This is a genomic window from Micromonospora sp. CNZ295 (assembly GCF_004217535.1).
The window spans coordinates 5,459,754-5,471,783 of the sequence record NZ_SHKZ01000001.1 but is presented as its reverse complement, the minus strand read 5'-3'; the positions used below and the strand labels follow the sequence as shown (position 1 = coordinate 5,471,783).

The 12,030-nt window shown below is 71.5% G+C and carries 10 protein-coding genes; all 10 read right to left on the bottom strand.

Annotated features, from left to right (window positions below):
- Positions 1-118 precede the first annotated feature (118 nt).
- The gene (locus EV376_RS25510) at positions 119-400 is read right to left on the bottom strand and encodes a hypothetical protein (protein ID WP_130327275.1); all 282 of its coding nucleotides are present in this window, start codon (positions 398-400) and stop codon (positions 119-121) included.
- Positions 401-938: 538 nt separating this feature from the next.
- Positions 939-1,376: a ParB N-terminal domain-containing protein gene (locus EV376_RS25505; protein WP_130327273.1), complete on the bottom strand. Its 438-nt coding sequence runs from the start codon at positions 1,374-1,376 to the stop codon at positions 939-941.
- Positions 1,373-1,771 carry a hypothetical protein gene (locus tag EV376_RS25500; protein ID WP_130327271.1) on the bottom strand — a complete coding sequence of 133 codons (399 nt, stop codon included), beginning with the start codon at positions 1,769-1,771 and terminating at the stop codon, positions 1,373-1,375. Before EV376_RS25500 ends, EV376_RS25505 begins: the two co-directional genes overlap by 4 nt.
- Before the next feature lie 119 nt (positions 1,772-1,890).
- Positions 1,891-2,880 carry a DUF932 domain-containing protein gene (locus tag EV376_RS25495; protein WP_130327269.1) on the bottom strand — a complete coding sequence of 330 codons (990 nt, stop codon included), beginning with the start codon at positions 2,878-2,880 and terminating at the stop codon, positions 1,891-1,893.
- A 150-nt stretch (positions 2,881-3,030) separates the two neighbouring features.
- Positions 3,031-4,362 (bottom strand): helix-turn-helix domain-containing protein, encoded by a 1,332-nt coding sequence (locus EV376_RS25490; RefSeq protein ID WP_130327267.1) that lies wholly within the window; start codon positions 4,360-4,362, stop codon positions 3,031-3,033.
- Positions 4,363-4,979: 617 nt separating this feature from the next.
- A complete protein-coding gene (locus EV376_RS25485; RefSeq protein WP_130327265.1) occupies positions 4,980-5,711 on the bottom strand; it encodes a hypothetical protein in 732 nt (243 codons plus the stop codon).
- Positions 5,712-5,805: 94 nt separating this feature from the next.
- Positions 5,806-6,495, bottom strand: coding sequence for a hypothetical protein (locus EV376_RS25480; protein WP_130327263.1), 690 nt, complete (start codon positions 6,493-6,495; stop codon positions 5,806-5,808).
- 304 nt (positions 6,496-6,799) lie between these two features.
- Entirely contained in the window at positions 6,800-7,654 is an 855-nt protein-coding gene (locus EV376_RS25475) for a replication-relaxation family protein (protein ID WP_130327261.1), read from the bottom strand.
- Between the two features lie 204 nt (positions 7,655-7,858).
- Positions 7,859-10,318, bottom strand: coding sequence for a type IV secretion system DNA-binding domain-containing protein (locus EV376_RS25470; protein ID WP_130327259.1), 2,460 nt, complete (start codon positions 10,316-10,318; stop codon positions 7,859-7,861).
- Positions 10,315-12,021 carry a TraG/VirB4 family ATPase gene (locus EV376_RS25465; protein ID WP_130328861.1) on the bottom strand — a complete coding sequence of 569 codons (1,707 nt, stop codon included), beginning with the start codon at positions 12,019-12,021 and terminating at the stop codon, positions 10,315-10,317. The genes EV376_RS25470 and EV376_RS25465 overlap by 4 nt, the downstream gene beginning before the upstream one ends.
- Between the last annotated feature and the right edge of the window lie 9 nt (positions 12,022-12,030).

The window sequence follows — 12,030 nt, the reverse complement described above, 5'->3', positions numbered from 1 at the left end:
CAGAAAGGGCCGGTGTTCGCGCGGGTGAGCGGCCGGCCGGGGACGAGACGGGATATCGGCTACATGCGGTGGATCAGCGGAACCAGCTCGGCGTGGGTCTGGCGGAGGAACTCGGCGATCAGGTCGGCTGCGTCGAACAGCGGGTGGCCGAGTCGACGGGGGCGGCGTTGCGCCAGTCCCAGTGACCCGGTTCGAAAGCGGGCACGAACCACAGCGCGCCGTGATAGTTGAGGAACAGCGCCTCGCCGATCTGCGGGGCGAGCAGGGTCATCGGCTTGCTGGCGCAGGTGGTCAGGCAGTGGCAGCGGGGGTCGTTGTAGATCGAGCGCGGCTGGCCGTGGTGAGTCGGGCAGGTGCAGTCGCAGGAGCGCTCGTAGGCGTTGCGGTAGGTGCGGTACACGCTGCTTCCCTGATGGGTCGTGAAACGCAAAAGGGCCGTGGGCCGCCCTCGCGGGGCGGCCCGACAGGTCCATGGGTGTGGGTGAGTTCGGAGCGACTACGCCTGGCGGCGCTGCTCGTAGGGGGTTGCGCAGGATGGTGGCGGTCTGGCGTAGCTGCCGCTCGATGATGAGGCTGGCGTCGTAGAAGTCGTGGTGCTCGTGGATGTGGTCGGCGTTGGGCCAGTCCCATTGGCCGCCGGGGAGACGGTTGACGAACCAGAGGTCTCCGCCGTGGTCGAGGAACAGGGCGCAGTTCCAGTGCTCGGTGATCAGGGCCGTCGGCTGGGTGGCGCAGGTGATCGCGCAGGCGCAGCGGTCGTCGTTGTAGGTCGTGCGCTGGTGGCCGTGGTGCTGCGGGCAGGGGCAGTCTCAGAGCCGCTGCCACGGCGGCGTGTAGGCCATGTGGTTCCTCCTGAGGGGGTGGCATGGGTACGCCTCGGGACCGCCGGCGTGGGCGGCTTACCGAGGCGTACGCCGTGGGTGGGGTGACGGCCGCGGTCAGCGAGGCGGGGCGAGGCGGGTCCGGCCGGGTCCGAGGCGCACGTCGCGCTGGACCTGGCGGGTCTCCTCGTCGGTGAGCAGGTAGGCGGGCAGCTGTGGCACGCCTTCGCGCGAGGCGCGGTACAGCCGGTGGGTGCCGTCGATGAGCAGCGGGGAGGATGGCTGGCCGCTGATGAGGAGCTGCGCGACGATCACGGGTTTGGTCAGGTCAGCGGTCATGGCGTAGGCGCGGTCCAGGCCATCACGGGCCGGACCGATGAGGCCGATCGTGGAGCTGTCCGGGTTGTCGTGGTGGGTCAGGCCGTACGCCTGCGCCCACGTCGCGACGTCCAGCGGCCGGGTGTCGCGGGGTGTGGCGGCGATCAGCGCCAAGGCGGCGTCGACCGAGAACACCCATGGGCCGAAGTGGAACCACTGGTGGGTCGGCTCGGTCATCGGCCGCCTCCACAGGTGACACGGGAGTAGATCGCTATGCACCGCAGGATCAGCTCGTGCGACGGCAGGGTCAGCAGCTGCTGCCGGTGCTTCTCCTTGAGGCGGTCCCAGATTTCGATGGTGACGCCGGCCGACCACAGGTCCACCAGCACTCCATCGATCTTGGCGTGCTGCCGTTCGGCGACGATCCGCCGCAGCGACTCGATGAGCGTCGGGTCGCCGGGCGGGTGGTTGTAGTCGTCAGGCCGGACGGCTTCGGGCAGCAGGGTCAGGCAGTCCTCGCAGGTGCGGTCCACGCGAGGCGGCTCCTCGGCCTCCCACCGGGTCACGGCGGTGGCGAGCAGGCCGCAGACGGCTTGCCGCTCGTCGCGCGGGTGACGGATGTGGCCGATCATCAGCGGGTCCTCCGATCCGATGGCACGCAGTGCGTCGGGTCATGGGGTGGCTGGCTCCGTTCTGGCAGGCCGGGGCAGCGGTCGTGCGACCGCCGCCCCGGCCGATGGGTGGGCGACGGTCAGACCTTCAGCAGGTCGAAGGCGGCCACCTTCAGCTCGCCGACCTTGCCGGTCACCACTCGGTTGGCGCGGGTGGTGGCGTCCTTGGCCTGCTGGTAGTGGTCCAGGTACTCGGTGATGGCCTGGTATCCGGCCCACCGGGTGCCGGCGATGGCGCGCTGCGTGTCTGCCTCGGTGATCAGGTACTTGAGCGTGCCCAGCCGCTCCTTGGCGTTGTTGCGGGTTTTCTCCGAGGCGTTGTCCTTGACCGGCCACACCTGCGCGACGATCTGCTCGAACTCGCGCATGGTCATTTCCGTCTGGAGCATCCGCTCGGCGGCCTTCTCGAACGTGTCCATGTACTTCCACATCAGGCCCAGCGCTTCGCGGGCCTGGGCGATCTGGGAGTTCACGTTGCTCGTGTGCCGGAACGTGTAGTGGCCCACGGCGTCGGCGAAGGCCGCGCGCTGGGTGTTGGCGCACACCACCCGGATCGGGCTGGCGTCCACGCGCAGCGCGGCGGTGCCGTCGTGGGAGGTCGTCCCGATCAGATAGAGGTCCATCCGGTCGACCCCGGCGATCTCCATCGCCGTGGGCAGCTTCATGGTGACGAACACCGACTTGCCGTTGCGGAGGCTGCCTGCGGTCTCGAAGTGGGCGCCACCCACCTGGTCCACGAGCCGGTCGAGCATCTCGGCGCACTGCTCGTTCTGGACCACGGTGTAGTCGGTCCCGACGATTCCCAGATACTCGGTCGCACCCGTCACGGGGTTGCGGCGCACGGTCATGCGCTTGTCGTCGGTCGGGATCGGGACCTCGACGCCGTCCACGATGTCGATGCCCTGGACGCGGATCGTGCGCACGCCCCAGTCGCCGAGCAGGGCGGCACCCATGATCTCCTGGGCGCTCATGGTGTTCTGGGTGACGGTGCCCAGTTGGTGCCAAGCCGACAGGCGGGCGCTGGCGAAAGCGGTCTGTCCGTTGGCGAAGGTCTCAAGTTCGTGCGGCACAGGGGTCTCCTCTCGACATGCCGCGGGGGCCGAGCCGCACGGCTCGGCCCCCGGAGGGATGGGCTGGGTCACTGCTGTCCGGCGTCGCCGTCGGCCCGTGCGGGATGCGCGAGCGTCATGGGCGCCGGGTCGACCTGGGCGAGGCGGCCGTCAGGACTGCTCGGCCGTGGCGTCGTCGGCCTGGTCCGCGCCGCCGTCCTCGCCCTGCCTCGGGTACTGGAACGCCCACGGCGACTCGGAGACCATGACGATGCGGCCGGCGGCACCGAGCTTGCCGCAGTTGTTGCGCACCGCCCCCGAGCTGACCGTCCGGCCGCCGAGCTGGTTGCTGATCGCGGTGGCGATCTCCTGCGGCGTCATCGTCCGGCCCGCGTTGGCCTTCAGCGTGTCGAACGTCAGCCGCTCCAGCTCGCCCTTGGCGAACGGCTGGCTGCCGTCCGCGTTGGCCGTGACGTCTGTGCGGCGCGCCCCGGCCGTCGCGAGACCCGGCGTGCGGGTGGGCGTCCGCTTGGGCAGGGCCACGGTGTGGACCGTGCCGTCCTCGGCGACGATGTGCAGCGTCCCGTCCGGGCGGACGAGGGGCTGCACCTGGGCTACCGCCTCGGGCGACTCGGACAGGCCCCTGATCACCTGGAAGCACAGCGGGCAGCGGGGCGGCTCCGGGTTCGGGTCGACCTCGCTGGCCTTGGTGGGCCCGGCGATCCACCGCGCCGGGACGCCGGGCAGGCGGCGGGCGGCATCGGCCTGCTCCATCGCGGTCAGCAGCCGGGAGACGGTCGCCTCCCCGATGCCGCTCTCGGCCACGATCTCGCCGATGGCCGCGCCGTCGTCGCCGTGCTCGCTGAGCACCGCCTTGATCGTCATGACCTTGCGGTCGCCGGGACGGCTGGGCTGGACCACGGTGACCTGGCCGCCGTTGCCCTTGTCCGAGTCTTCGTCGTGGGAGTCACCCTCGTCCGCGCCGTCGTCGGAGTTGCCCGGGTCATCGGTGTCCTCGCCCGTGTCGTGGTCGTTGGCGTCGCCCTGGTCGGCTTCGTCGACCTCGGCCGGGTTCTGGTCGGCGTCGGCGCCGTCCGGCTTGTCGCCGGGCTCCACGTCGTCGCCGTTGGCGTCGTCGTCCTCGGCCTGGCGGTTCTCCGCCGGATCGGTGTCGGGCTCGTCGGTCTCGGCGATGTCGGTGTAGTCCTCGCCGCCGGCCGGGTCGCCGTCGCCGCGGTCGGCGTCGGTGCTGAAGTCGTGGTCATGGGCCTCGGTCGCGACGCCCTCGGAGAGGGTCCACCGGGTAGGGGTGCCCTCGGCCGGGTCGGCGTCGGGGTCCACCGGCACGATGAGCCCGGCGTCGGCCAGGGTCTTGATCGCCCGGTCGGTGGTCGACCGGGCCTTGCCGGACCGCTCGCTCAATTCGTGGACGTTGCCCTGGCCGAGGGCGGTCAGGGCGTCGAGGACGGCCTGCGTGGCAGGCGTCAGGGACAGGTGATCCATCAGTGTTTCCCTCCTTGGGAACGCGGTGTTGGGACGCCGGACGCGGGGTTGTGCCGGGCGGTGGTGCGCCGGGTCGCGGGCAGCGGTCAGCGCGGCAAGCACCGGCGAAGTGGTGTCTGCCATGCGGGATGCCGCCTGGGTGCGGTCCGGTGGTCTTGGCGGTGGGGCCGCCGCGCTGATACGTCAGCGACCGGAGGTCGCGGCCTGCAGGATGTAGTTGCGGTCCTCGGTTGGCTCCCGGTAGATGCCGGCGTCGCCGTGGGACAGCCGCAGCGGGTTGACGCTGCCGCGCGGGCGTCGGACGTGCCGACGGTGATGTGGATGACGTATCCGGCAAGGTTCTGTCGGCGGCAGGAGTCGGTGTGCGGCAGCACGACCAGGACGGTGTCGCCGGGGTTGACGCACCGCCGCTGCCCCGAGCGGCCCGGGTTCGTCTCGGCGTACGCGGCGCGGGCGCGGTCGTCGATGAGGGTGTTGATCCAGTTGCGGGCGTAGCGGTACGCGCGGGCCGCTCCTTGATCGTTTCCTCCGGGCCGGCGACCGTGCTGACAGGGTGCGACCGGTGGTCAGGGCCATCCAGCGGCCGATCGCCTCGAGGTGGAGCATGAGGTCTGCTCCTAGCTGGCCAGGTGAGCGAGTTCGGCCGGGGTGAGCTCGGCGGGGGTGCGGCTTCGCCAGGCGTCGGAGTGGCGCAGGTGCCACCAGCGCAGCAGCGACCGGCAGGCCGAGGCGAGGTCGTCACAGACCGGCAGGGGATAGGTCATCCCCGGCTGGGTCCGGCGGTGCTGCGGGTCGGTGTACGCGGTCGGCGCCCACCCGTGGTCGGTTTCGGTGACCTCGCCGACGACGCGGTCCGGATACGGGATGTCGAAGGAACTGGCGGCTTCGGCGTCGGGTACCACCAGCCAGGTGCGCTGGTCGGTGAGCCGCAGCGTCGCCACGCCCTGCGACGGGTCGCTGCGTCGCAGGAGCAGGTGTCGCTCGTCGCCGACGCCGACTGGTCGGTGGTTGCGCCACGCGCGGTAGGCGGTGACGAGCGCCGCCCCGAGGACGATGTGCCGTTCGCGGGCGGCGAGCGCGTCGGTGAGGGCTTGGTGGTAGCCGGGCATGTGCAGGTCGGCTCGAGCAGCCAGCCCGTGCCGTGCGGTTGCGGCCAGTTCACCCACGCGGGCGAGGGCGTGGTCGAGGGCGGCGGTGCTGTCGGTGAACTCGCGGGCGGTCTTGTGCAGGAGGCGGGCGAGGTCGCCGAGAGGGTCGAGGGTGGCCGTGTCGTGGCGCCACAGGTGCTCGGGCAGAACATCGTTGGTGTCGGCGGCGATACGCCGCAGCGCCGGATCGGTCAGGAACACCGGGTATCTCCTTTCGCGGACGAGGGTGTGTGGGCATGGCGAAGGCCGGTCGCAGCGGGGCTGCGACCGGTCTCGGGTGTTCAGCGGGGCGGGCTTAGGCGATGGCGACGGCGCACAGCCGGGCGCTGGAGCGCAGGCCGCGTACGTAGGCGCAGGCGTCGTTGAGGAAGCGGAACCGGTCGGCGACGGAGTCGCTGGCCGGGGTGAGCAGCCGGCCGTCGGTGGTGATCAGCGCGTCGCCGATCAGCGCGATGCGCCAGTGCAGACCGGCGTAGGTGGCTTCGCCCGCCTGGAAGACGGACAGCTCGTACGGGTCGAAGTGGTGGGCGAGCATCGCCAGGACGCGGGGCTGCTGCTCGAAGCGGCGGCGGGCCTCGGCCACGCTGACCTTGGCCGGGTCGGCGTGGTGCTGGGCGAGGTAGTCCTCGAAGGGGCGGGCCGGACGGGTTGTCGCGGCGATGTGGGTGTTCCAGGCACGCCAGCGCAGGGCGGCGTCGTGGGCGGCTTTGGCGGCGGTGCCGGTCAGGTCCAGGCGGCTCTTGCGGCCCCCGGCGGCCATGGTGACCGCGCCGAAGCGGCGGGCGGCGTCGAGCAGGTAGTAGCCGATGAACCGGGTCAGCCAGCCGATGAGACGGCGGTGGCGCACGTGGTAGCGGCGGGCCGGGGTGCCGTTGGCGTGCAGAAGGTCGTGGACCTTCTCGGAGGCGGCGAACCAGTCCGCGTCGTCGCCGGGGGCGAAGCAGACGGTGACCACCTGGTCGGTGAGCGGCCGGGAAATGGGCATGGCGAGGGCTCCCTTCGCGAAGCAGTGGGCAGGGGTGCGTGGTGGTGCCACCGGATCGCGGGCGTCTGGACCGGGGACGCTGCCGTGCGGGGCGCGGGCGTGGATCACGAGCCGACCAGAAGGTGGGCTGTGGGTGATCCCGCTGGCGCGGGCAGATCCGAGAAAGGACCAGACGGGCGGCGGCGCGAGCATGAGAAGAAACTGCACCGTAGCTTCGTGACCTGACAGCACTAGCCCTGCCAGGAATCACGACAACGCCTCTGACCTGCGATGACAGGATTGGCCGTCTGACCGTCAGGGTCTGTCAGAGCACGAAGAGTCCGTCGTCGTCGAAGTTCGGGTTGTCCGCCACGGGATGACCGTGGTCGCTGGGCAACTCGGTGAGCCGGACCCGCCCGGTGGCGCCGCCGGCGAGCCAGACCGCTGCGGCGGGGTCATGGTGGTGGGTGGCGGTCGCGATCGGGACGTCGCCGCGCCGGCCGCGCAGAACCTGGTGGAGGTGTTCTTCGCGTTGCTCGCTGCCGAGCCAGAACAGCACCGGGTAGCGGGGGCCGCCCCGCCGGATGAGCCCTGTGTACCGGTCGAGCTTGGCCACCACCCGCCCGAGGGATTCGGTGCCGGTGTCGACCTCCAGGAAGAACCCGGTCGTGGCGTCAGCGACGCTCCACAGGCCGTGCCCGTCGGCGGTGATGGTCCGGAACTGCCGTGTGGTCATCGTCTCCGACCACCACCGGTCCAGGCGTGCCTCGGGATGCCGGCGGGCATACGCCCGCAGCCGCACGAAGAACTCGTTGACGGTGACGTGGTGTGTCAGGTTCGGGTTGGCCGACAGCCGCTGCACGGTCTGACGACTCGACCGGGCCGTGGGCTCGGGGCGTTCGTGGGCGGCGGCCTGGAACCGGTGGCCGTTGTGGCCGAGGGTCCAGTGCCACGGCTGGCTGCCACCACCGATGCGGGCGAACCGGAACCGGTCCACCAGGCTCAGCCCGTACAGCTCGCCGAGGCGGATCTGGCAGGTACGCCGGGCCAGGAAGAACATCTGGTGGATCTGACCGGTGGTGAGGACGTGATGGTCGTCGAGGAGTTGGAGGAGCTGTCGGTCACGGGCGGTGATGTGCGGGTAGATGGCCAGCAGGCCAGGAGAGCGCGATTGCGGCATACGTGGTCACCCCTGGAGAGGGAGTCCCGGTAGGGAGTCTGGATGGGTTGATCTTGTTATCTGGCCGGGGATCGGTCGGGTTTGGGCAGGTCAGGCACCTGACAGGCCGGTGGGAGCGGACTCGCTTGAGGTCTCGTGTCGCGGACACCCCCAAGCGAGCCCCCAATGCCGCATCCGGACGAGGCCCGAAACGAGCGGCGGTGATCAGCGTTCGGCCATCCGTCGTTTCATCGCCGTGCGGGCGAGCTGCTGCATCGGCGGCTCATCGTCGGCGCGGCTGTGCGCGGCGGCGCATTCCTGCCGGATCGCGGTCGCCTCACCGACGATGTCGGCCGGTGGGTTGGTGGTGAACGTGAACGCCGGCAGCTCCCGGTTGCCGACCAGCAGCCGGGCGGCGGCGGTGTAGACGTCGAGGTGGGCGAGATCGTGCTCGTCCAACTCCGGGCGGGTGTGCCGGGACAGCTCCCGGGCGTCGGCCGGATCGACGGTGAAGAACAGCTTCGACCGGGCGTTGGCCGACACCGCCGCGGCGACGTCCTTGGGCAGCTGGGCGAGATCCTGGTGCGCCAGCACCAGACCCAGCCGAAACCCTCGCGCCTCGGCCAGCATGTCCCCAACCGAGCCGGGAAGCGTCAGGAAGTTCTGACACTCGTCCACGTACAACGTGGCGTCTTTGCGCTGGTCTTCGGGGATCGAGGCGCGGGCGATGGCGGCCTGCCAGACGCGGGCGACGATGAGCGAGCCCAGGATGCGGCTCGTCTCCTCGCCGAGGATGCCCTTCGGCAGCCGGCACAGCAGCACACCGCCGTCGAGGATCGTGCCCATGTCGAACGAGCTGTGCGCGTTGCCGATGACCGACTTGACGAAGTCGCGCAGCAGGAACGCCCGCAGCCGGGCGAGGACGGGTGCGATGACCTGGCCCCGGAACTGTTCGTTGATGCCGTCGTACCACAGCCAGAACCCACCGAGGCCGTCCGGGTCGTCCAAGCCGTGGGTGAACCGTGCCCGGAACTGCTTGTCCTGCAACAGCGACGGTACGAGGCTCAGGGTGGGCTTGGCGTGGCGCATCAGGGTCAGGCAGGCCACCCGCATCGTGTCGTCCATCCGCGGACCCCACTGACCCTGGAAGATCTTCGCGAAGATTCCCACCAGGTTGTCGACCGCCAGGTGCGGATCGCCCCGGTCGTCGAGCGGGTTGAAGCAGCCGGGATTCTCCTGGTCCGGGTCGATGATCACGATCTTCTTGGCGTACGAGGCGGGAAGCCGGTCGAGGATGTCGGTGATCAGGTCCCCGCGCGGGTCGATGACCACCGTGCCGCGGCCGGCTTTGATGTCGCCGAGGATCATGTTCAGCAGCAGCGTGGACTTGCCGACGCCGGTCTTGCCCACGACGTGGACGTGCTGGCGGGCGTCGGTCACCCGTAGGCCGATGCTGTGGTGGCCGATCTGCGAGCGGCCCAGCACCTTCACACCACGACCGCCGGAGGGCACCTGCACGGGCGCCGGCACGGCTTTGGCCCGAGCCCGGTCCAGGCCCGGCACTGCCAGGTCTTGCGGCAGCGCGGCGAAGGCCGCGAGTTCCGGGACGGTGGCCAGGAACCCGCGCCGCAGCCAGCGTCCGGCGAGGGTGGCCACCGGTTGGGGCATCTTCATCCGCCGTAGCCGGTTCGGGCCGGTGTACGCCGCGGCGGCCGAGGCGATGGTGTGCCCGAGCCCCACGAGGCGTTCGCGGATCTGCGTCGCCCGCTCCTTGTCCGGTGGCGTGTTGTCCGGATCGGCGGCGACGGCGAAGCGGACCGAGATCTCGAAGTGCGGCACGCGCACCGCCTTGTCCACGACCGTGCGGGCCTCCGCGCTGGCCACAGGGTCCCGCTCGGCCCCCCGCCGCACCGTGGCCGGTGTGCGTGGCGGCCGGGACGGGCCGCGGGTGAACACCTCGAGCAGCCACAGCAGCGGCTCGATGGCCAGCCGAGCAGCCCCCGACACCGCGCGGGCGGCCAGGTCGGGCCCCCCGTGGGGATGGGTGCTGGTGGCCGCCGCCGCGCGACGGGCGGCGCGGACGCGGCGGGCGGGTGCCGGGCGGGCGAGGATCTGCACGCACGCGTGTTCGCGGTGCCGGACCTCGGCCCCGGCCGCGAGCAGCGACCGCAGCGGGTCGGTGTCGTGCTCGGCGCGCAGCGGCAGCCCGTCGGTGTGCTGCGGCCAGTGCGCCCCGCCGACCTGCTCACCCACCGTCGGCGGGATCGGCGCGGCGGCGTCGGCGGTGGTGAGGGTGGCGGCGGACCAGGCCGCGCGGACGGCGGCCTCGACCGCGCCGGGCGGCACCGTGCCGGGCACCCACACCCGAATCGTCAGGGCGCGGCCGGTCCAGGTGTACTCCCACCCGACGTGCGGGTAGCCGAACACCCTGCGCCGCCACACCGACGGCGTCAGGACGCCCATGAGGGTGGTCCAGAACGCGGCGGCGGCCTCGGCAGTGACCTCCGGCGGGGCGGCGATGGTCAACCACCGCGCCCCGGCCGCGAACCGGCGGTGCCGCCAGGCGAGCAGCTGGTCGTGGCCGAACACCGTCGCCACGATCGCGGCGGCGGCGATGAAGCCGAGCCACGGCCGGACGACGATCCAGTGCCCGACCTCTGCCGGCCAGGCCGAAGTGGTCGTCATTCGGCCTCACCGATCCCCGTGACGGCGATCGTGTGCTCCGCGGCCGACCCGACGCTGCGAAAGGGAATTCGCGACCGCCCCGCGACGAGCAGACCCTCGCCCCTGGGCACCGACAGCAGCAGCCGCGACTCCCCAGCGGTCAAGGAGAACGCCTCAGCCACCGCGTCGATCGACTGCGTGCTCTGCCGCATCAGCACCTGGGTCGCGGCGTTGGACACCACGGCCAGGCCGAGGTCGGTCGACAGCACGTCGGCGGCGTCCTGAGTGATGACGCACAGCCCGGCCGCGCGCTTGCGGGCGGCCTTGGCCATCCGGAACAGGAACCGGCTTCCCTCCCCGTCGCGCATCAGCAACCAGGCTTCGTCGACCACGACGAGCTGCCGCCGCCGGCGGGCGCCGTTGGCAGGTGTGTCGATGCCCGACCAGATCGAGTCGAGAGCCAGCAGTGTGCCGACGGTGCGTAGCTCGTCGGGCAGGTGTCGCAGCGTCCAGACCACCAGGTGCCCGCGCGGGGTGGTGGTGGTCGGTCCGTCGAACAGGCTGGCGAAGTTCCCGGCCGTCCATGGGGCGAGCCGGGCGGCGAGCTGCCCGGCGGCCGGGTCGCCGTCGTCGGCGGCCAGGGTGTCGGCCAGGTCCCGCAGCAGCGGGGCCGGCTTGGTCCAGGTGGCCGGGTCGCCGTTGATCCCCGCCCTGTTGTAGGTGGTGGTGATGGCCCGGTCGAGGGCGGCGCGTTCGGCCGGTGGCGGCGGTGTGCCGAGCATGACTGTGATCAGGGTGTGCAGGTACAGGCCGCGGCGGGTCAGCGTGTCGGGCCGGTTGTCGGTGGGCAGGTCGAGGGGGTTGATCCTTACGCCGGGTTGGCCGAGTTGCACGACGGTGCCGCCGACGTGCTCGGCCAGCGCTGTGTACTCGTCCTCGGGGTCGATCACGCTGACGGTTGTGCCCTGGTACAGGTTGCGCAGCACCTCCAGCTTGACGAAGTACGACTTCCCGGCGCCGCTGCGCGCCAGGACCACGCTGTTGTGGTTGTCCTGCGCCCACCGGTTCCACAGCAGCACGCCATTGCTGGTGGTGTTAACGCCGTAGAGCACCCCGTCGGGTGGGGCGACGGCGCCCGGTGCTGGGGCGGCCAGGTCCGCCGACGCGAGCGGAAACGCCGCTGCCAGGGCGGTGGTGTCGAGGATGCGGCGCATCCGCAGCGGGTCCACCCCGACGGGCAGGGTGGAGATCCAGCCCTGCTGGTGGCGGAACGTCGCCGGCTGCAAGTCCAGCAGGACGCTGGCGGCGGCCGACTTCACACCCGCGGTGACGGTGGCAAGCTCGTCGAGGGTGCGGGCGTGGATCGTGACGTAAATACCTACCTCGAACAGCTTCGCCGCGCCGCGGGCGACCCGCTCGGCGAGGTCGGCGGCGTCGGCCGCTGCCGCCTCGACCATCGGGTCACCGAGGCGGCCCTGGTCGGCGTCGAGCCGGCGGGAGGATTCGAGGCGGGCGCGTTGGCGCTTGAGCATCGGCGCGGCAAGTTGCGGCGGCACCGGGTCGAGGTGAACGGCGACGTCGACGCGGCCGGGGTAGGACAGCAGCGGGTCCAGCCAGGCCGGGCCGACCTCGGCGGGGTAGCCGCACACGGCGTAGGTGGCGGCGTACCCGTCGCCGACCTGCACGTGCGAGGGGGTGACCGACAGGGCGGCCGGGGAGGGCATCTGCTCCCC

Excerpts from the sequence above, each read along its gene's own strand:
- EV376_RS25480 (WP_130327263.1), bottom strand. The coding sequence starts at position 6,495 with ATGCCCATTTCCCGGCCGCTCACCGACCAGGTGGTCACCGTCTGCTTC.
- EV376_RS25490 (WP_130327267.1), bottom strand. The coding sequence starts at position 4,362 with ATGGATCACCTGTCCCTGACGCCTGCCACGCAGGCCGTCCTCGACGCC.
- EV376_RS25500 (WP_130327271.1), bottom strand. The coding sequence starts at position 1,771 with ATGATCGGCCACATCCGTCACCCGCGCGACGAGCGGCAAGCCGTCTGC.
- EV376_RS25465 (WP_130328861.1), bottom strand. The coding sequence starts at position 12,021 with ATGCCCTCCCCGGCCGCCCTGTCGGTCACCCCCTCGCACGTGCAGGTC.
- EV376_RS25475 (WP_130327261.1), bottom strand. The coding sequence starts at position 7,654 with ATGCCGCAATCGCGCTCTCCTGGCCTGCTGGCCATCTACCCGCACATC.
- EV376_RS25470 (WP_130327259.1), bottom strand. The coding sequence starts at position 10,318 with ATGACGACCACTTCGGCCTGGCCGGCAGAGGTCGGGCACTGGATCGTC.
- EV376_RS25505 (WP_130327273.1), bottom strand. The coding sequence starts at position 1,376 with ATGACCGAGCCGACCCACCAGTGGTTCCACTTCGGCCCATGGGTGTTC.